The sequence below is a fragment of the Streptomyces sp. NPDC052299 genome (assembly GCF_040679335.1).
Taxonomy (GTDB): domain Bacteria; phylum Actinomycetota; class Actinomycetes; order Streptomycetales; family Streptomycetaceae; genus Streptomyces.
Map to the genome: position 1 here is coordinate 140,876 of NZ_JBFAUP010000003.1, position 19,189 is coordinate 160,064.

General features: G+C 73.0%; 16 protein-coding genes. 9 read left to right on the plus strand and 7 right to left on the minus strand.

Annotated elements, in window-relative coordinates:
- Window positions 1–73: 73 nt before the first annotated feature.
- The 4 genes from AB0L33_RS06180 to AB0L33_RS06195 form a co-directional block, all read right to left on the minus strand.
- Window positions 74–733, minus strand: a complete 660-nt coding sequence (locus AB0L33_RS06180) for a response regulator transcription factor (protein ID WP_365678163.1) — start codon at window positions 731–733, stop codon at window positions 74–76.
- On the minus strand, window positions 730–1,881 hold the full coding sequence (locus AB0L33_RS06185; RefSeq protein ID WP_365678661.1) for a histidine kinase: 1,152 nt from the start codon (window positions 1,879–1,881) through the stop codon (window positions 730–732). The genes AB0L33_RS06180 and AB0L33_RS06185 overlap by 4 nt, the downstream gene beginning before the upstream one ends.
- Before the next feature lie 35 nt (window positions 1,882–1,916).
- A complete protein-coding gene (locus tag AB0L33_RS06190; RefSeq protein ID WP_365678165.1) occupies window positions 1,917–2,756 on the minus strand; it encodes a CPBP family intramembrane glutamic endopeptidase in 840 nt (279 codons plus the stop codon).
- Between the two features lie 130 nt (window positions 2,757–2,886).
- Window positions 2,887–3,225: a hypothetical protein gene (locus tag AB0L33_RS06195; RefSeq protein WP_365678167.1), complete on the minus strand. Its 339-nt coding sequence runs from the start codon at window positions 3,223–3,225 to the stop codon at window positions 2,887–2,889.
- A 368-nt stretch (window positions 3,226–3,593) separates the two neighbouring features.
- Between AB0L33_RS06195 and AB0L33_RS06200 the strand changes: the two genes are divergently transcribed.
- The gene (locus AB0L33_RS06200) at window positions 3,594–4,805 is read left to right on the plus strand and encodes a pyridoxal phosphate-dependent aminotransferase (protein ID WP_365678169.1); all 1,212 of its coding nucleotides are present in this window, start codon (window positions 3,594–3,596) and stop codon (window positions 4,803–4,805) included.
- Between the two features lie 91 nt (window positions 4,806–4,896).
- Window positions 4,897–5,292, plus strand: a complete 396-nt coding sequence (locus tag AB0L33_RS06205; RefSeq protein WP_365678171.1) for a hypothetical protein — start codon at window positions 4,897–4,899, stop codon at window positions 5,290–5,292.
- A gap of 55 nt (window positions 5,293–5,347) precedes the next feature.
- Here the strand turns inward: AB0L33_RS06205 and AB0L33_RS06210 are convergent, their stop codons facing one another.
- Window positions 5,348–5,860, minus strand: a complete 513-nt coding sequence (locus tag AB0L33_RS06210; RefSeq protein ID WP_365678173.1) for a hypothetical protein — start codon at window positions 5,858–5,860, stop codon at window positions 5,348–5,350.
- Window positions 5,861–6,036: 176 nt separating this feature from the next.
- Window positions 6,037–7,863, minus strand: a complete 1,827-nt coding sequence (locus AB0L33_RS06215; protein ID WP_365678175.1) for a phosphoenolpyruvate carboxykinase (GTP) — start codon at window positions 7,861–7,863, stop codon at window positions 6,037–6,039.
- A gap of 228 nt (window positions 7,864–8,091) precedes the next feature.
- On the opposite strand from AB0L33_RS06215, the gene AB0L33_RS06220 reads away from it, so the two are divergent.
- Window positions 8,092–8,790 (plus strand): hemolysin III family protein, encoded by a 699-nt coding sequence (locus AB0L33_RS06220; RefSeq protein ID WP_365678177.1) that lies wholly within the window; start codon window positions 8,092–8,094, stop codon window positions 8,788–8,790.
- A 44-nt stretch (window positions 8,791–8,834) separates the two neighbouring features.
- Here the strand turns inward: AB0L33_RS06220 and AB0L33_RS06225 are convergent, their stop codons facing one another.
- Window positions 8,835–10,844 (minus strand): thioredoxin domain-containing protein, encoded by a 2,010-nt coding sequence (locus AB0L33_RS06225; RefSeq protein ID WP_365678179.1) that lies wholly within the window; start codon window positions 10,842–10,844, stop codon window positions 8,835–8,837.
- Window positions 10,845–11,015: 171 nt separating this feature from the next.
- Here AB0L33_RS06225 and AB0L33_RS06230 point away from each other — a divergent pair, with 171 nt between their 5' ends.
- From AB0L33_RS06230 to AB0L33_RS06255, 6 genes are all read left to right on the plus strand, one after another.
- Window positions 11,016–11,582: a Uma2 family endonuclease gene (locus tag AB0L33_RS06230; protein WP_365678181.1), complete on the plus strand. Its 567-nt coding sequence runs from the start codon at window positions 11,016–11,018 to the stop codon at window positions 11,580–11,582.
- A gap of 585 nt (window positions 11,583–12,167) precedes the next feature.
- Window positions 12,168–12,911 carry an FHA domain-containing protein gene (locus AB0L33_RS06235; RefSeq protein WP_365678183.1) on the plus strand — a complete coding sequence of 248 codons (744 nt, stop codon included), beginning with the start codon at window positions 12,168–12,170 and terminating at the stop codon, window positions 12,909–12,911.
- Entirely contained in the window at window positions 12,908–14,299 is a 1,392-nt protein-coding gene (locus AB0L33_RS06240; RefSeq protein WP_365678185.1) for a protein kinase, read from the plus strand. The genes AB0L33_RS06235 and AB0L33_RS06240 overlap by 4 nt, the downstream gene beginning before the upstream one ends.
- Before the next feature lie 82 nt (window positions 14,300–14,381).
- Complete coding sequence (locus AB0L33_RS06245; RefSeq protein ID WP_365678187.1) at window positions 14,382–15,287, plus strand: hypothetical protein; 906 nt, start codon at window positions 14,382–14,384, stop codon at window positions 15,285–15,287.
- Between the two features lie 83 nt (window positions 15,288–15,370).
- Window positions 15,371–15,823, plus strand: coding sequence for a hypothetical protein (locus tag AB0L33_RS06250; RefSeq protein WP_365678189.1), 453 nt, complete (start codon window positions 15,371–15,373; stop codon window positions 15,821–15,823).
- Between the two features lie 126 nt (window positions 15,824–15,949).
- Entirely contained in the window at window positions 15,950–19,144 is a 3,195-nt protein-coding gene (locus tag AB0L33_RS06255) for a tetratricopeptide repeat protein (protein ID WP_365678663.1), read from the plus strand.
- The last annotated feature ends 45 nt before the right edge of the window (window positions 19,145–19,189 follow it).

Sequence of the window (19,189 nt, forward strand, 5' to 3'; positions counted from 1 at the left end):
GTTCCTTCGGTTTGACATGCGCATGCTGGCGCACGGAGAGGGGGCGCACAAGGGGCGGATTCCGGCCGCGCGTTCAGGTCACCAGACCCTGGCGGTACGCGTAGACGACGGCCTGGACGCGGTCGCGGAGCCCGAGCTTGGCGAGGATGCGCGAGACGAACGTCTTCACGGTCTCCTGGCTGATCACGAGCGCGGCCGCGATCTCGCTGTTGGAGAAGCCGTCCGCGATGAGGCGCAGGACCTCCAGTTCGCGCGGGGTCAGCGGAATGTCGGCGGCGGGGTCCCCGGTGGGGCGGATCCGGGCGGCATAGCGGCCGACCAGCCGGCGCGTCACCTCCGGGTCGATCAGCGCCTGGCCCGCGTGCACGGTCCGGATGCCGTGCAGCAGCTGGGCGGGCGGGGCGTCCTTCAGCAGGAACCCGCTCGCCCCGGCGCGCAGCGCCTCGTACACGTACTCGTCCAGGTTGAAGGTGGTCACCACGAGCACCTTCGCGGGCCGCTCCACGCCCGCCCCGGCCAGCAGCCGGGTCGCCTCGATGCCGTCGAGCTCGGGCATGCGGATGTCCATCACCACGACGTCCGGGCGCAGCCGCCCGGCCATCTCGACGGCGGTCCGCCCGTCCCCGCACTCGCCCGCCACCTCCAGGTCCGGCTGGGCGTCGATGATCGTGGCGAGGCCGGTGCGGACGAGCACCTGGTCGTCGCAGACGAGGACGCGGGCCGGGGCGGTCACGACGCGCTCCCCGAGGGTATGCGGGCCCGCACGGTGAAGCCGCCGTCGGGACCGGGCTCCGCGCGGAACTCGCCGCCGAGCACACCGACCCGCTCGCGCAGCCCGGCGAGCCCCCGCCCGCTGCCCGCGGGCACCTTGGCGCGCCCGCCGGAGCCGTCCGTGCCGACCTCCACGGTGATCTCACTTCCGTCGTGCCGCACGCGCACCGAAGTCCGGCCGCCCTGGGCATGCTTGAGGGCGTTCGTCAGCGCCTCCTGGACCACGCGGTAGGCCACGAGATCGGCGCTCCCGGTGGACTCGGCGGGGGTGCCCTCCTCGCTGAAGTCCACCTCCTGCCCCGCCTGCCGCGCCTGCTCGACCAGGCCCCGGATGCGGCCGGCGGCCGGTGTCCTGGCCCCGGCGCCGTGGCCCGGGTCGAGCAGGTCGAGCAGGTGGCGCAGGTCGTTGACGGCCCGCCGCCCGGTGTCGGTGACGCTGCTCAGGGCGCGGTCGAGTCGGTCGGGCGCGGCGGTCAGATAGCGGGCCGCCTCGGCCTGGACGATCATCGCCGTCACGTGATGGGTCACCACGTCGTGCAACTCGCGGGCGATCCGGGCGCGTTCGGCGTTGCGGCTCTCCTCCGCGACCCGGAGCCGGCGGTCGGCCTCGGCGGCCCGGGTGGCGCGCAGCCACGCCCCGACGCCCCAGACGAGGGCGAGCACCAGATAGAACGTCAGGAACTCGTCCGCCGGTTCCGTGCCGTACCGGTGCAGGGCGAGCGCCAGCGGCACGTACGCGGCGGTGAACGCGACCGCGGCGACGCGGCGGTGGCGGTCCAGATGGGCCCCCGCGCTCAGCACGGCGAAGGGCAGCGCGGTCCCGGCGACCAGGTGGTAGCCGCCCAGCTGGTCGACGGCGAAGCCCAGCGAGACCAGGGCCAGGCAGATCACCGGCCACCGCCGCCGCAGGGCGAGCGACAGGCTCTCCAGCACGGCGGCCACCGCGGCCAGGGCGTCGAACGGGCGCTCCGCCACGGCGCCGAGCGCCGTCCCGTGCCGGTGCAGGGCGGGCACGAGCGACATGGCCAGGAGCAGCAGCCCGAACGGCAGGTCGCGGACGACGGGGTCGAGCCGCTGCCACCGCACCGGCAGCCGGACGGCGGCACCCAACCGCCGCCACCGGGCCGGTACTTCGCGAAGACTGATCACCGGGGCACTGTAGTGGCGGCCGGGGCGGCGGCGGCGCGCCGTCCGCCACGCGGCGCCAGATGCCCGCGCCGGCGGGCCAGCCACAGGAACGCGAGGGTCACGAGCACCCCGAAGACCACGGCGTACGCGCTGGCCTCCGGCCCGAAGTCGCCTCCGGTGACCAGCTCGGAGCCGGTGGCCGTCGAGTCCAGGAGACCCTGCGAGGCGCCGTTGCCCGAGACCTCCGAACTGAAGATGCCCGCCGCGGCGAAGTTCCAGGCGAAGTGCAGGCCGATGGGCAGCCACAGGCTGCGGGTGGCGGCGTACGCGGCGCCTAGCATGCCGCCCGCCTCGATCGCGATGGCGAGCGCGCCCCACAGGTTCGCGTCCGGGTTCGCCAGGTGCATCAGCCCGAACAGCAACCCGGTCGAGGTCAGCGCGATCAGCGTCCCGGCGCGTTCCTCGACGAGCCGGAAGAGCACGCCCCGGAACACCACTTCCTCGGTGACGGCGGCAGCGGCCATGAAGCCGACGAAGCCGACCGCGCCCGTGACCGACCCCAGGCCGTTGACCTCGTAGTCCCCGAGGAAGGCGATGTTCGCGATGACCGCCACGAACAGCACCAGCCCGATCAGCGCGCCGCGCCCCAGGGCCGGTACCGCACCCTCCCGGGCGAGCTCGGTGACCGGGCGGTGCTCGGTGCGTCCCACCACCCAGCGGTAGACCAGGACGGCGAGCACCGCCGTCACGAGGCCGATCGCGAGCGTGAGCCACGGGTTCCCGTCCACCGCGCTGACGCACTGACCGCCGATCGCCCAGACCGCCACGACGGCGAGAAGCTGCCACACCACTCTCATGAGTCCCCCTTCGACGCGCCGCGGCGGGTCGCCGCGGCTGCCCCTGAACGCTATGAACGTCCGGCGCCGAAAGCGTCACCGCTGGGTGGACACCTGCGCGTAGCTCGCACGGGGGACAACGCGGGCCGGACTACGGTTTCGCCGCCGCGGCCACCGCCGCCGCCTCCCGCGACAGCTGCACGGCCTGCCGCAGGCTCAGCCCCGGCTCGGCCGCCCGCAGCGCCTTGACCGCCGCCACCGCGTCGAGGGGTCCGTCGTATCCGCCCGCCGTGATCCGCCGCGCGGCCCAGCGCCCGCGCAGCTCCGCGTCCGGGACCCCCGTCCGCGCCTCGGCCAGCGCGAGGGCCCGCTCCAGGCCGGGGCGGTCCGCGTCCGTCGCCCGGGCCAGCTCCTCGCGCAACGCGGCGACCAGGGCGTCCGAGTCCCGCACCACGATCACGGCCATGTCCTTCTTCCCGTTTCCGATCATGTACCGACCCTCCCCCGAAGCGCCCGGGCGCATACGGCTGTTGAGCTGTTTCAGAGGTACGGGCGGACCGGGACGGACCGGGACCGCGTTCGCCCGGTGCCCTTCCGCAGCACCTGCCGGAGGGCGCGCGGCTTCCCGCGTGAGCCCCGGCGCACACCACTCCGTGGCGTATGTCACCCGTTCCGGTCCGTCACACCGCCGGGCCACCCCATTCCAAGCCCGGGGCCTTCCGTGACCGGCGTTCCCACGGTCGCGGAAGGCGGGCGCATGGCGATGAAAGCCCGGGCGGAGCCGTGCCACCGCCCGAGCGGGCCAACCGTCGGGCAAAGCCCGGGCGGCCCGTGAAACACAGTCGTAAGCTCGCTGACATGCAGGTCATCCAGTCCACGAAGCTCGCCAACGTCTGCTACGAGATCCGCGGCCCCGTGCTCGAGGAGGCGATGCGGCTGGAGGCGGCCGGGCATCGCATCCTCAAGCTGAACACCGGCAACCCCGCCGCGTTCGGCTTCGAGTGCCCGCCCGAGATCCTCGAGGACATCCTGCGCAACCTCTCCGGGGCGCACGGCTACGGCGACGCGAAGGGGTTGCTGTCCGCGCGCCGGGCGGTGATGCAGCACTACCAGACCAAGGGCATCGACCTGGACGTCGAGGACGTCTACCTCGGCAACGGCGTCTCCGAGCTGATCCAGATGTCGATGCAGGCGCTGCTCGACGACGGCGACGAGGTGCTGGTCCCGGCCCCGGACTACCCGCTCTGGACGGCCTCGGTCTCGCTGGCGGGCGGCACGGCCGTGCACTACCGCTGCGACGAGCAGTCGGACTGGATGCCCGACCTCGCCGACATCGAGCGGAAGATCACCGACCGCACCAAGGCGATGGTGATCATCAACCCGAACAACCCCACGGGCGCGGTCTACGACGACGAGATGCTGCGCGGCCTCACGGAGATCGCCCGCCGGCACAACCTGGTCGTCTGCTCCGACGAGATCTACGACCGCATCCTGTACGACGGCGCCACGCACACCCCCACCGCGACGATCGCCCCGGACCTGATGGTCCTCACCTTCAACGGGCTGTCGAAGAACTACCGGGTCGCCGGATACCGCTCCGGCTGGATGGCGGTCTGCGGCCCCAAGGCGCACGCCTCCTCGTACATCGAGGGGCTGACGATCCTGGCCAACATGCGGCTGTGCGCCAACATGCCCTCGCAGCACGCGGTCGCCACCGCGCTCGGCGGCCGGCAGTCCATCAACGACCTGGTGCTGCCCGGCGGCCGCATCCTGGAGCAGCGCGACGTGGCGTACGACCTGCTGACGCAGATCCCGGGCGTGACCTGCGTGAAGCCGAAGGGGGCGCTGTACCTCTTCCCCCGGCTCGACCCCAAGGTCTACAAGATCAAGGACGACCGGCAGATGGTCCTGGACCTGCTGCGGGCCGAGAAGATCATGGTGGTGCAGGGAACGGGGTTCAACTGGCCGGACCCGGATCACTTCCGCGTGGTGACGCTGCCCTCGGCGGAGGACCTGACGGACGCGATCGGCCGGATCGCCCACTTCCTGGACGGCTACAGCCAGGTGTGACGGACCCTCGCTCCACCATTTCTCGAAGACGAACAACTTTAGACCGAATCCAAGCTAGGATGGTTCTCACAGCACCACCAGGAGGCCATCCATGTACGAACCGATCCGCACCAAATCGGTCCACACACCGGCCGACCATGCCGGCGACTTCCCGCACCGCAGCCGCGAGGAGGAGCTGGACATCCAGCTCGCCGGACACCTGGCCGCTCTGCTCGCGGTCACCGACGAGCTGGGGCTCGGCGAGGCGGGCGACCGCATCGCCGGGCAGGTCGCCAGGTTGCGAGGCGCCCCGCCCGCCCGGCACGCCGCACTGAGCGACGCCCCCGCGACCGCCCTCCACCGCCGCGCCCACGCCCTTGCGGGCCGGGCCCTGGTGGTGGCCGCCTCACGCGCCGACACGGCGGCCGCGATCCTGTCGGCCGAGCGCATGGACGCCCACACCGAGGCGCTCGCGGCCGACGCCCGGACGCCGGTCGGCGCCCGCTGACGGCCCCGGTCCACGCACCGCGAAGGCGCGTGGACCGGGTGCCACCCAGGCCCCCTCAAGGGCCGCGCGAAGTCTCTTTCCGGGGCGTGCCCGTGGAGTCGAAGGTCACGTCCCCGAGCTCGCACCCGGCGCGACCCCACACCGGGACCGGCCCGGTGACCCGCCCGGACGCCGTGGCGCCCACCGCCAGGCGGGCCACGGTCACACCGCCCTCCCCCGCTTCCACCCCACGCCCCTTGGCACCCCGCAGATCCCGGAACACCACGTGCACGGTGTACGTCCCGGGCCGCGCCGCCTCGCTCGTGACCCGTATGCCTGCCACCGGGCGGCCCGTCACCTCGTCCCGGTCGCAGGAGGTGACGGTGACGTCGTCGGCCGGGAACCGCATGTCCGCGTGGACCTCGCCGTACCCGTGGGCGAACACGATCAGACCGACGAGCCCGCCCACCACCGCGAGGGCGATCAGTCCGCCCACGGTGACCAGGGCGACCGTCATGCCGCCCATCCGGTGGCCGGGGAAGAGCGGAGGACCGCCCTCCGACGTTTTCGGGTACGGCGGATACTGCATGCCGAGCGGCCCCCTCCGCTGCCGCGCACCGGCGGCGCGACCAGGGCAACCGTACGGCCGCGTGCATCACCCCCGTGGCTCCGCAGGGTCACAACCCGACTACGAACAAGGGGCGTTGAGCACGGCGACGGCCCCCGAAGCGGCTTCGGGGGCCGTCGCCGTGCGTACGCGGGGGCTCAGCCCAGGCGCTCGACCAGTGCGCGGTACTCGTCCCACAGCTCCTTCGGCGTGTGGTCGCCGAAGGTGTTGAGGTGCTCGGGGACCAGCGCCGCCTCCTCGCGCCAGACCTCCTTGTCGACCTTCAGCAGGAAGTCGAGGTCGGACTCGGAGAGGTCCAGGCCCTCGGTGTCGATCGAGCCCTTCGCGGGAAGGATGCCGATCGGCGTCTCGACGCCCTCCGCCTTGCCCTCCAGGCGCTCGACGATCCACTTCAGGACGCGGCTGTTCTCGCCGAAGCCGGGCCAGACGAACGTGCCCGCGTCGTTCTTGCGGAACCAGTTCACGTAGTAGATCTTCGGCAGCTTCGACTGGTCCGGCTTGTCCGCGCCGACCTTGAGCCAGTGGCCCATGTAGTCGCCCATGTTGTAGCCGCAGAACGGCAGCATGGCGAACGGGTCGCGGCGCAGCTCGCCGACCTTGCCCTCGGCGGCGGCGGTCTTCTCGGAGGCGACGTTGGCGCCGAGGAAGACACCGTGCTGCCAGTTGAAGGACTCGGTGACCAGCGGGACGGCCGAGGCGCGGCGGCCGCCGAAGAGGATGGCCGAGATGGGCACGCCCTTCGGGTCCTCCCACTCGGGCGCGATGATCGGGCACTGCCCGGCCGGGACGGTGAAGCGGGCGTTGGGGTGGGCGGCGGGCGTCCCGGACTCGGGGGTCCAGTCGTTGCCCTTCCAGTCCGTGAGGTGCGCGGGCGGCTCCTCGGTCATGCCCTCCCACCAGACGTCCCCGTCGTCGGTGAGCGCGACGTTGGTGAAGACGGAGTTGCCCCACATCGTCTTCATGGCGTTGGCGTTGGTGTGCTCGCCGGTGCCGGGCGCGACGCCGAAGAAGCCCGCCTCCGGGTTGATCGCGTACAGCCGGCCGTCCTCGCCGAACCGCATCCACGCGATGTCGTCGCCGATGGTCTCGACGGTCCAGCCGGAGATCGTGGGCTCCAGCATGGCGAGGTTCGTCTTGCCGCAGGCGGAGGGGAACGCGGCAGCCACGTACTTCGCCTCACCGCGCGGCGGCGTGAGCTTCAGGATCAGCATGTGCTCCGCGAGCCAGCCCTCGTCGCGGGCCATCACGGAGGCGATGCGCAGCGCGTAGCACTTCTTGCCGAGCAGCGCGTTGCCGCCGTAGCCGGAGCCGTACGACCAGATCTCGCGGTCCTCCGGGAAGTGCGAGATGTACTTGGTCTCGTTGCAGGGCCAGGGGACGTCCTCCTGGCCCTCCGCCAGCGGTGCGCCCAGGGTGTGGACGGCCTTGACGAAGAAGCCGTCGGAGCCGAGCTCGTCGAGCACGGGCTGTCCCATGCGCGTCATCGTGCGCATCGAGACGGCGACGTACGCGGAGTCGGTGATCTCCACGCCGATCGCGGACAGCGGCGACCCGAGCGGGCCCATGCAGAACGGGACGACGTACATCGTGCGGCCGCGCATCGAGCCGCGGAAGACGCCCCGCTCACCCGTGAAGATCTCCCGCATCTCGGCGGGGTCCTTCCAGTGGTTCGTCGGACCGGCGTCCTCCTCCTTCTCGGAGCAGATGAACGTACGGGTCTCGACGCGGGCGACGTCACTGGGGTCGGAGGCCGCGTAGTAGGAGTTCGGGCGCTTGATCTCGTCCAGCTTGGTGAAGGTGCCCTTGGCGACGAGCTCCCCGCACAGGCGCTCGTACTCGGCCTCGGAACCGTCGCACCAGACCACCCGGTCCGGCTCGGTGAGTGCTGCGATCTCGTCCACCCAGGAGACCAGCTCCTGGTGGTTGGTGGGAACAGTGAGGGGAGCCGCGATGTCGCGCGCCACGATCGCTCCTTGATGAGGGTGTATTCGGTTGGTGCCCGTGCCCCGTGGGGGCTGCGACCCGGATGCGTGTACCCCTTCGAATTCCCCTTGGCGCTCATCCGGTGCCGACCGCACTCATTTGATCATCCGACCCTCGCGCCCATATGTCCAGAGGGCCGCCCATGTGAGCATCCACACTCGGTTCCGGCCCATATCCCCTACCTACGGGGCCGTAGGTACGATGCGGGAATGACTGCTGCCGCCCCCGCGCACGAACACGCAGGCCCCCGTCCGGCCACGCTCGCCGACGCCCCGCTGAAGCCGCGGATGCGCGGTTGGCTGCATGCGGGGATGTTCCCCGCGGTCGTCATAGCGGGGCTGGTGCTGGTCGCCCTGTCGGACAGCACCCGGGGCCGGATCGCCTGTGCGATCTACGTCCTGACGGCGTGCCTGCTCTTCGGCGTGAGCGCCCTCTACCACCGGGGTACGTGGGGACCGCGCGGCGAGGCGGTGCTGCGCAGGCTCGACCACGCCAACATCTTCCTGATCATCGCGGGGACGTACACCCCGCTGACCCTGCTCCTGCTGCCCGAGTCCACGGGCACCCCGCTGCTGTGGGCGGTGTGGGCGGCGGCGCTCGCGGGGATCGCCTTCCGGGTCTTCTGGGTCGGCGCCCCGCGCTGGCTGTACACCCCGTGCTACATCGCGATGGGCTGGGCCGCGGTCTTCTTCCTGCCGGACTTCATGCGGACCGGCGGGATCGCGGTGCTGGTGCTGGTCGTCGTCGGCGGCGTGCTCTACAGCGCGGGCGGCGTCATCTACGGCATCAAGCGGCCGAACCCGTCACCGCGCTGGTTCGGCTTCCACGAGGTGTTCCACTCGCTGACGCTGGCCGCGTTCGTGGTGCATTACGTCGGCATCTCGCTGGTGGCGTACAACCACAGCTGACGCCTTCACGGGGGGGGCGCCTCGGGGGCGCCCCCGCACAGGTGTCACGCCCCGCCGAGCGCGCGGGCCAGCGCCTCCGGGTCCGTCGTCGGGGCCTCGCAGACGAAGTGCCTGCAGACGTACGCGGTCGGCGCGCCGTCCGCCATCGGCCGGCCGGCCAGCAGCGGGAACTCCACCCCGCCCGGCTCCCCCGCCGCCACGACCGCGCCGGGCGCCCGCCCGAGGAGGGCGGTGCGGTGCAACTCCCCGCCGACCGGCCCGGCGACGGCCACCTCGCGCGGCCCGTCGAGCAGCGCCTCGGCCACGGCGAGCCCCCAGCCGATGAAGCGCGGTGCGCGCGGGCCCAGCGCCTTCACGACGCCCAGGGCCTCCTCGGCGGCGGTGCGGTGCGGCTCGGAGCCGGTGTGCGCGGCGTACGAGAGGAGCGCCCCGGCGGCGGCCGTCCAGCCGGCCGGGGTCGCGCTGTCGGTGGGGTCCTGGGGGCGCCGGATCAGCTGCTCGGCGTCGTCCGCGGTGTCGTACAGCTGACCGCCCTCGCCCCGGAAGTGCTGGAGCACGATGTCCAGCAGGAACCCGGCGAACTCCAGCCAGGCCCCCTCGCCGGTGACCCCGGCCAGCGCGAGGAAGCCCTCGGCGACGTCCCCGTAGTCCTCGAGGACCCCGGCGTGGTCACCGGCGCGCCCGTCCTTCGACGTCCGCACGAGCCGGGCGACGGGGCCCATGTGCACCCGCACCAGCAGGTCGGCGGCCTCGGTGGCCCGCTCGACCAGGTCGGGCCGGTCGAAGAAGGCGCCGGTCTCCGCGAGGGCGGCGATGGCGAGCCCGTTCCAGGCGGCGACGACCTTGTCGTCGCGCCCGGGTCGCGGACGCTCCTCGCGGGCGGCGAGCAGCCGCTGCCGTACGCGGGCGGCGCGGGGGTCGTCGGGGTCACCGGTCAGCTGGAGAACGGAGGAGCCCTCTTCGAAGGTGCCCTCCTCGGTCACCCCGAAGTGCTCGGCGGCGAACGCGGCGTCCTCCTCGCCCAGCACCTCGCGCAGCTGCTCGGGCGTCCACACGTAGTACGCGCCCTCGACGTGCCTGCCGTGCGCGTCCTCGCTGTCGGCGTCGAGCGCGGAGGCGAAGCCGCCCTCGGGCGTCCGCAGCTCGCGCACCATGAAATCGGCGGTCTCCAGGGCCACCCGCCGGGCGAGTGCGGACCCGGTGGACCGCCAGAGGTGGGCGTACACGCGGCAGAGCAGCGCGTTGTCGTACAGCATCTTCTCGAAGTGCGGGACGACCCACTCCCGGTCCACGGCATACCGGGCGAACCCGCCGCCGAGCTGGTCGTAGATCCCGCCCCGGGCCATCGCCGCGCAGGTGTCGGCGGCCATCTGAAGCGCCCCGTCCGCGCCCGTGCGGGCATGGTGGCGCAGCAGGAACTCCAGCGCCATGGACGGCGGGAACTTGGGCGCCCCGCCGAACCCGCCCCGCTGCTCGTCGTAGTCCCGGGTCAGCCCGAGCAGCGCCTGCGCGAGCTCCGCCTCCCCGGGCGGCCCGTCCCCGCCATGGGCGAGGCTGCGCTCGGACAGGTCCCGCACGATCCGCCCGGCGACCTCCCCGACCTCGTCGCGCCGGTCCGTCCAGGCGGCGGTCACGCCTTCGAGCACCTGCCGGAAGGACGGCATCCCGTGCCGGGCCTCGGGCGGGAAGTAGGTCCCGAAGTAGAACGGCTCCGCATCCGCGGTGAGAAACACGGTCATCGGCCACCCACCCTGCCCGGTGGCCGCCTGCACCGCCTCCATGTACACGGCATCCACATCGGGCCGCTCTTCACGGTCCACCTTGACGGACACGAAGTGCTCGTTCATGTACGCGGCGGTCACCTCGTCCTCGAACGACTCGTGCGCCATGACGTGACACCAGTGACAGGACGAGTACCCGACACTGAGCAGCACCGGCACGTTCCGCCTTCTGGCTTCCTCGAACGCCTCGGGCGACCAGGGCCACCAGTCGACGGGGTTGTCCGCGTGCTGAAGCAGATACGGGGAGGTGGACTGTGCAAGTCGGTTCGCCATGCCCCAATCCTTACGCACCGGTCCCCACGACGGGCCCGCGCCACGGGGCGGGGTGTGAAGGGGCAGGTGAGACCGGTCGGGGCCGTCGATGCCGGGCGGCGTGGCATCGACGGCCAGTAGGCTGGCCTGGGCAGCACCGGGACTGTTGAGGCTCCTCGAAGGAGGTACACGATGACCGCCGAGATGGTGGCGCCTGCGTGGATGCATATGCAGATCAGCGCGGAGCAGTACGACTCCTGGTCCGAGGAGCAGTGCGCCGGCATCGAAATCGTGGACGGGATGGTCGTCGTGAGCCCGAGCGCCTCCAAGCGCCACAACCGACTGGCCCGCGTCCTGGCGAACGCCCTGGACGCGGCGGCGGGCCCCGACTGGAACGCGGACACGGACTTCGACGTCCGCTTGCAGGATGTGCCGCTCACCAACCGCCGTCCGGACGTCACGGTCTACCGGGCGGAGACCATCGACCTCACACCTACGCGCCCAGAGCACGTACTCCTGGTCGTCGAGGTCGTGTCGCCCGGCTCGGAGACCACCGACCGGATCGTGAAGGTGAACCAGTACGCCAAGGCCGGCATCCCCTTCTACTGGCGAGTCGAGCAGGCCGCCGCCGGGGTCCCGATCGTGTACACCTACGTCCTCGACCCCGCCACCGGGACTTACCGGGACGGCGAGATGTTCACCGGCGCGGTGAAAGCCACCGCACCTTTTTCCGTCGCGGTCGATCTTGGGGGCATGTAGGAAACGGGAAGTCGCCGCACACAGCGAAGCGAATGCGGCTCGGTGCGCCCGCCTCCGGGCTGTGGTTCACGAGTCCGGCAGCGACGGCCGTCAGGGTCTGCAGCCGTTGCCCGGTGTTTCCCGCGGCCATGGCCGTGGCGGCGGCCTCGTCCCCTGCGTGAGCGAGGACCTGAGCCACGGCGTTGACCAGGTCGGGCTCGCCCGCTCGGTGTCAGCCTCCCTGCCCTTCGCCTTGCGCTCCTTCTCCGTGTTCTCCACAGCCTTCCGCGCTGCCAAGAACGCGCGGGTTCCGACGGGGACACGCCTTGGCAAGCACAGGTTCGAGGGGACGACGTGGACGCTGTACGGGCATGGATGGTTACTGAACATCGAAGTGCGATCCGTCGAATCCAGCCCGGCTTCCTGCGCCATGGACGGGCTCGCCGAGATCGTCGCGGCCCATGAGGAGGAGCACGGCGCGCTCACGGGACAGGAGATCGAAGCCGCACGGGGCGGCGGGCCGGGTCCGTACGCGCGTCATGCGGACATTTATCCGGGCCCCCTACCCTGCGGCGCATGGTTCGTCTCGGGGGAAGGAATCTGGGTGTGTACACCATCGTCGTGGTACCCGGGCCCGGTATGCGGCCCGGTGAGAAGGTGCGGCTGGCGCCCGGGGAGGCGTTGCGGTTCGGGCGGGGGGTGTCCGGGCGGGGGCTGGGCATTCCGCATGACGGGGTGTCGCGTTGCGCGGGGGAGATCGTCGCGACCGACACGTACTGGGCGCTCAGCAATCTGAGCCGGACGGCGACCTACGCCGTCGAGAACCCCGAGGGCGCCGGGGAGCACATCAAGGTGGCGCCCGGGCGGCTCGGCGCGCCGGTGGCGTTCGAGTTCGCTCGGGTCGTGCTGCCCGCGGGGCACGAGCTGGTGAGCTTCGACGTGTGGGCGCCGCGCCACGATTACGCGGCGGAGGCCGAGGTGGTGGGCCGGGACGGGGAGGCGACCGCGCTCGCCTTTCCGCTCGACCGGTCGAAGCGGTACTTCACCGTCCTGGCGGCCCTGTGCGAGCCACGGCTGCGCGGTGAGCCGTATGCGCCGCTGCCCACCGTGGAGCAGGTCGTGGAGCGGCTGCGTCCGCTGTGGCCTGCGGCGAACCGGGCGGCGGTGCAGTGGAACATCGACTACCTCGCGGTGAAACTGCGGCTGAAACCCGGGCCCGAGTCCTGCGGGACGGGGCCCCGGCTGAACGGCAAGAAGGACGCGCTCGTCGCGCTGGCGCTGCGGTTCGACCTGGTGCGCGAGGACGACCTCGCGGCGCTGCGCCCCGTGGTGAAGGGGGCGGCCCGGTGAGCGGGCAGCGGCCGTACGCCGTCGCGTCCGTGCCGCCGGGCTACCGCGTCGGGCCGTGGATCGTGGAGAAGCCCCTGGGCGCGGGCGCCTTCGGGAACGTGTACGCGGCCCGTCACGAGATCCCCGGCGCCCAGCCGGAGCGCGCGGCGCTGAAGTTCCTGCCCACCGGGACGCACACGCCCCGTCAGCTGCGCCACCTGCGGGAACTGGCCGAGCGCGAGCTGGCCCTGCTCCGCCGCCTCAGGTCGCCCCGTCTGATCCGGATGTACGAGGCGCTCACCGTGGACGATCCGGAGCATCCCGAACTCGACGGCGCCACCGTGCTCGTGCTGGAGGAGGCGCGCAGCTCGCTGGACGCGTTACTGGGGACGGACCGCGCGCCGGAGAGCGGCCCCGCCCTGCTGGTACAGGTCTGCGAGGGGCTGTGCCAACTGCACGACGCGGGCTGGGTCCACGGGGATCTCAAGCCAGGCAACGTACTCCTGATGAAGGACGGCACCGCCCGGCTCGGCGACTTCAACATGGCCGCCGAACTGGAGGGCACCCATGCCTACGCGCCCGCGTTCGGAACCGCCGACTACACGCCGCCCGAGCTGCTGTGGTCCGAGGTCGGCGAGCGGGGCATGCGGATCCGGACGACCGCGGACATCTGGGCGTTCGGGGTGCTGGCCCATCTGGTCCTGACCGGCGCCTTCCCGCTTCCCGGGGGCACGCCGGCCGCCCGCCGGGACGCGGCGGTGCGCTTCGCGCGCGGCGAGGAGGAGCTGCGCCTGGCGGACGAACTGCCGGACGCGTGGCGGGAGATCGTACGGGGCTGTCTCGCCCGCACCCATGAGGAGCGGGCCCCGCACGACGCGCCGTCGCTGCTGCGCCGGGTCACGGCCGCCGCGGCGGGCCGGGAGCCACGCCCGCGCCGCGGCCGCCGCCCCCTGCTCGTCGCGGTGGCCGCCGTACTCGCCGTGACGGCGGCGGGTCTCGGGGCGTGGGCCCCGTGGGACGACGACCCGGCCCGGAAGCCCGGAGCCCGCGCGAGCGCGAGCCCGGTCGCAGCGGCGGAGGAGGCGCACGAGGCGGGGTACGCGCGCTGCCCCGCCCGGTCCGTCTGCTTCTTCCCGGAGCCCGACGGCAAGGGCGACATGTGCGCCTGGGACGGCGACGACCCCGACTGGGCGGACGGCATGAACGACTGCGCGTGGGCGTCCGGGAAGCCACCGGGCTCGGTCTTCAACAACGGCGGCGCCGACCCCAACGGCTTCGTGAACGTCACGTACTTCAGGGACCAGCAGCTGCGCGGGCGCCTCGGCTGCGTCGGGCGGGGGGAGCGGAGGAACCTCGCCCTCACCTCGCACGTGCAGTCCCACACCTGGGCGAAGAGCTGCGCCCTCTGACGTACGAGGTACCGCCCCGCCCGCCCCGGCGGGATGGTGTGGGTGTGCCACCGGGGGGTGGCACACCAACGGGGGTGAGGGCATGAATCGGGGGATCATCGCCGCGTGCACGGTCGCGGTGGCCTTGGCGGTCACCGCGACCGGGTGCACCCACGAGGGCGCCTCCGAGCAGGGATGGAAGCGCGACGCCACGCCCGCGGAGCGGCTGCGGATCTCCGACGCCGTCCAGGTGCTGACCGAGCGGTGCATGGAGCGCCAGGGGTTCCGGTACTGGCCCGGTGTCCGGCTGAGCCAGGAGGAGAGCCGGGTCGCCGGTTACGTCAACGACGACGTGGCGTGGGCCGCCGCGCACGGCTACGGCAGCCGCATCGACGAGAAGGCCGACCGGGCCCGGCGGGCGAACCCGAACGGGAAGTACCGCGCCGGTCTGCCACCGCGGCGGCGCGCCGCGTACGACAAGGCACTCGACGGCGGCCCGGACACCCCGGTCGTCACCGCAGAGGTCCCGACGCCGAACGGAACGGGCCGGATCGGCAAGCGGCTCGGCGGCTGCTCGGCGGAGGCCGAGGAGAAGCTGTTCGGGGACGCCGCCGCCTGGTTCCGCGCGGACAAGGCCGTCACGAGCCTCCAGGGGCTGTACGTGCCCCGGATCACCCGTGACGCGAAGTTCACCGCGGCGCTCGCGGACTGGTCCCGCTGCATGGGCCGGGCCGGCCACCCCTACCCCGACCCGCCCGCCGCGCGGGACGCGGTGGCCCGGAAGTCCGCCGGACTCCCGCGCGACGAGGCGTTCGTGGCGGAGAAGCGCGTCGCCGTCGCCGAGGCGCGGTGCGCCCGGGAGAGCTCGCTCGCGGCTGTCGCCCGGGAACGCGAGACGTACTACCGAGACCGCCTCCCCGACCGGTACCGCGAACTGATCGGCACGCACCGGCGGCTGGAACACCAGGCGTACGTGCGCGCGACCGGGCTCGCCGGTCCGCGCGTCTGACCGGGCCGCCCCACCACAGACCTCCACGGCTCCCTGCCGTGGGCCACCATGCCTCCGACGAGGCAGACACACAGGAGCGAACCATGCGAAAGCTGGGCATGTCCCTCGCAGCACTCGGTCTGGCCGCCGCCGGGCTTCTCGTCCCCGCGACGAGCGCCCAGGCGTCCGCCGCGTCCAACCACTGCAACGACATCTGGCCGGGCCGGAACGGCTACGTGTACGCGTACGACTCCACGTACTGCTACAACAAGCTGGGCTCCGCCGCCGGGAACGACGCCGACTGGGGCGCCTCGGGCGGCGGCTTCGAGAACGCCAGGGACAAGGCGTCGTCCGTGCTGAACGCCGGCTACACCGGCGACCTGTCCACGGTGAAGTTCTACTGGTGGCAGAACTACGAGAACGGCTACGCCTGCATCTCCGCGGGCGAGTTCTTCGTGGACGACCTGTCCCGGAACGAGTTCACCGACGGCAACAACGTCAACAACAACATCCGGTCCCACAAGTGGGTCAACAGCTGCGACAACTGGATGCACTGACCCCAACCACCCTGCGGCCCACCGGCGTTCCCGGCCGGTGGGCCGTTCCCCTCCCTCGCGCGGACGCGCCGTACGAAGGACACTGGACCCTCGCGACCGGCGGAGCCGGAGGGGGAACGGATGCAGATGAGGGACGGCCACCGGGCCGACGCGGAACGGCTGTTGGTCCGGGCCGTGGAGGAAGAGGCACGACGCAGCGGCGGACGGACCGACCCGTCCGTCCTGCTGACCCGGGCGCGGACCGCCCTGGACACCATCGCGGAGGGCGCGGCGGAGGAGTACGCGGCGTACGTGCGGGCGCTCGACGACTCGGCGGGCGAACAGCGCTTCAGCCGGGAGAGCATGGCGACGCCGTTGCTGGTCACGGGTGTCGCCGCCGCCGCGGCGTTCGGCGCCGACGTGGCGCTCGGCACCGCGTCCGGTCTCGCGCTCGGCGCGGGCGCGGTCGTCGCCGTGGCGGGGGCCACCGCGACGGTCGCCAAGGCCACCGTCTCGCACCGGCCGGCGGCCCGGGCGGGCGCGAGTCCGGAACAGCTGCGGCTGCAGTGGCTGGCCGCCCTGGACGTACGGGGCATACGCCCTTTCCTCGACCAGCAGCGGATGCTCGCCGCCACCACTCGCGCCCCGGCGAAGAAGGCCGCGGCCAAGGCGCGCACGCCGCTGCGCGGCGGGGACCGCAGCGCGGCCGCGCGGATGCGGTCGCTCCTCGAGCAGTCGTTCGGGCATCTCCCGGCGGCGGACGGGCTGTTCGCGGGGCGGCGGGCCGAGCTGGCCCGGATCGGCCAGTGGGTGCACGCGGCCCGCGCGTCGACCGAGACGAAGCCGACCGTCGTCGTGCTGCACGGCCCCCCGGGCGCCGGGCGCACCACGCTCGCCGTGCGGGCGGCGCACGAGCTGAAGGACCAGTTCAAGGGCGCGTGCGTGGTGGACCTGCGCGGTGCCGCGGAGGGCGAGGCTCCGCTGCCGACCCGGGACGCGCTGCTGCATCTGCTGAACCGGCTGGGCGCGCCCCGCGAGCAGCTGCTGTTCCGGGACGGAGCGTCCGCCGAGCAGCAGGTGCGCAGGCTCAGCGAGCTGTACCACCAGCACCTGACGGGCACCGCCGTGACGATCGTCCTGGACGACGCCCGGGACGCGGAGCAGGTCGCGACGCTGATCCCGGAGCGCTCCGAGAGCCTGGTCCTGGTCACCGCCCGCGAGCCGCTCGACCTGCCCGACTCGCTGCCCGCCTGGGTGCACCGGCTGGAGGTCGGGGCCCTCGATCCGGGCGGCGCGGAGGAGCTGCTGCGCGGGGTCTCGCAGGAGGCCGAGCCGGGTCCGTACGACTATCCGTCCAGCGAGGCGATCACCGAGCTGTGCGGCGGGCTGCCGCTGGCCCTGCGCGTCGCGGGTTCGGCGCTCGGGGCGCGTACGGCGGACGTGCTGGCCGCGGACCTCGCCGCTTACGGCCCGGTGCCACCGGTCGAGCGCGCCCTGTGGCTGCGCTACACCGACCAGTCCGAGCAGGCCAGGCGGCTGCTGCGCCGGCTCGCGCTGGCGGGCCGGGCCAGCCTGGGCGCGGCGGCGGCAGCGGCCCTGCTCTCCGCCGACGAGCAGGAGGCCGGCCGGCTGCTGACGGCCCTGTCCGGGGCCGGGCTGATCGACCACGTACGGGGCTCCCGCTACCGGCTGCACGACCTGGTGCGCGGCTTCGCCCTGGCCCGGCTGCTGGACGAGGAGGAGCCGGCGGAGCGCGCCGCCGCGCAGGAACGGCTGATCGCGAACTACGCGGAGCTGGCCGGTGCGGTGATCAGGATGGTGGACGGCAAGATGTCGACCCGGGCCGGCCAGTTCGGCTCGCACGGCTTCAGTTCGCTGGACGCGGCCCTGCGCTGGCTGGACGACGAGTCGAGCTTCATCACCTCCGCCCTGCGGCACGCGGAGGGCGTCGACCAGGCGGCGGTGCTCGCCCTGCTCGGCGCGCTGTGCGACTACTGCCTGCTGCGCGGTGACCTCTACCGGCTGGGTGAGATCAGCGAGCTGTCCCAGGCGGTCGACCAGGGGCTGCTGGAGCGGTCGGTGCGGTGGCGTACGGGCATCGCGGCCCGGCAGCTCGGTGAGCTGGACAAGGCCCGCACCACGCTGTCCTCCGTCGTCGGCCTGTACCGGGAGGCGCAGAACGACGCCGGTACGGCGCTGGCGCTGTGCTCCCTCGGCATCACGCTGCACCACCAGGGCAACCTGACCGAGGCGGCGGCCCGGCTCCGCGAGGCGATGGAGCTCCAGCTCGCCGCCGGGCAGGACGAGGACCGGGCCTGGTCGCTGCACGCGCTGGCCGCCGTCGAGCGCGACCGGGGCAACCTGGCCGAGGCGGTGGCCCTGCTGGACACCGCGCTCACCCTGCACCGCGAGGGCGAGTCGCTGCACGGCGAGGCGTGGACGCGCTTCCAGTCGGGCCAGGTCCGGCTGCGCCTGGGCGAGGTGGCGGAGGCCGAGACCGCCCTGCGGGCCGCCCTCGATCTGTACGGGCGGACCCGGGACGAGCGCGGCACGGCGTGGGCGACGACCCAGCTGGCCCGGGCCCGGCTGCTGGACGGCGACCCGGGCGCGGCCGTCGAGCAGCTGACCGGGGCCCTGGCCCGGCACCGCGACAACGAGGACGCGCGCGGCGAAGCGTGGACCCTGTACTACCTGGGCCAGGCGCTGGAGGAGACCGGCGACACGGTCGAAGCCGTACGGCAGCTGGAGCGGGCCCGGACGATGTTCTCGCGGATGCGCGACGTCTACGGGCTCGCGTGCGCCCGGCACCACTCGGGGCGCGTCACCCGGGACCAGCGGGCCGCGCAGACGGGCAACCTGCGCAATTCCGGGTTCGCCCGCCAGCTGCTGGCCGACGCGCGGGCGGACTTCCGGCGCATCGGGGTCGCCCACGGCGAGGCGTGGGCCTGCCTGGACCTCGCGCTGATCGACGCGGGCAACCAGCGGACGCCGCAGGCCCTCGGGCTGTGCGACGAGGCGGTCGCCCTGTTCGAGTCGTACGGGGACGCGCGCGGCGCGGACTGGGCACGCTTCCTGCGGTGCACGCTGCTGCCGTACGCCTCGCCGGGCGGCGTCGAGGTGGGCACGGTGGTCGCCCAGCAGGAGCTGGCCGAGCTGCGCGCGGCCGGCCACCCGGCCAGGGACCCCAAGGTGGACGACTGCGCGGACACGTACCGGGTGGTCCTGGACCGGGGCCCGGACCTGGAGACGGGCTGGCAGGCGTGGTCACTGAACCTGACGCCGTCCCGGCGAACGCGGGAGATCATGGGTGTGACGGTCCGCTCGAGCCCGCCCGGCGATTGAGGGCATCTTTTCAGCCGAACGACGGCGGCGGGGGCAGCATCCGCT

Bases quoted from the DNA above. Each gene is read 5' to 3' on its own strand.
- AB0L33_RS06255 (WP_365678663.1), top strand. From the start codon at position 15,950: ATGAGGGACGGCCACCGGGCCGACGCGGAACGGCTGTTGGTCCGGGCC.
- AB0L33_RS06200 (WP_365678169.1), top strand. From the start codon at position 3,594: ATGCAGGTCATCCAGTCCACGAAGCTCGCCAACGTCTGCTACGAGATC.
- AB0L33_RS06245 (WP_365678187.1), top strand. From the start codon at position 14,382: ATGAATCGGGGGATCATCGCCGCGTGCACGGTCGCGGTGGCCTTGGCG.
- AB0L33_RS06210 (WP_365678173.1), bottom strand. From the start codon at position 5,860: ATGCAGTATCCGCCGTACCCGAAAACGTCGGAGGGCGGTCCTCCGCTC.
- AB0L33_RS06220 (WP_365678177.1), top strand. From the start codon at position 8,092: ATGACTGCTGCCGCCCCCGCGCACGAACACGCAGGCCCCCGTCCGGCC.
- AB0L33_RS06230 (WP_365678181.1), top strand. From the start codon at position 11,016: ATGACCGCCGAGATGGTGGCGCCTGCGTGGATGCATATGCAGATCAGC.
- AB0L33_RS06205 (WP_365678171.1), top strand. From the start codon at position 4,897: ATGTACGAACCGATCCGCACCAAATCGGTCCACACACCGGCCGACCAT.
- AB0L33_RS06250 (WP_365678189.1), top strand. From the start codon at position 15,371: ATGCGAAAGCTGGGCATGTCCCTCGCAGCACTCGGTCTGGCCGCCGCC.
- AB0L33_RS06195 (WP_365678167.1), bottom strand. From the start codon at position 3,225: ATGATCGGAAACGGGAAGAAGGACATGGCCGTGATCGTGGTGCGGGAC.
- AB0L33_RS06190 (WP_365678165.1), bottom strand. From the start codon at position 2,756: ATGAGAGTGGTGTGGCAGCTTCTCGCCGTCGTGGCGGTCTGGGCGATC.
- AB0L33_RS06225 (WP_365678179.1), bottom strand. From the start codon at position 10,844: ATGGCGAACCGACTTGCACAGTCCACCTCCCCGTATCTGCTTCAGCAC.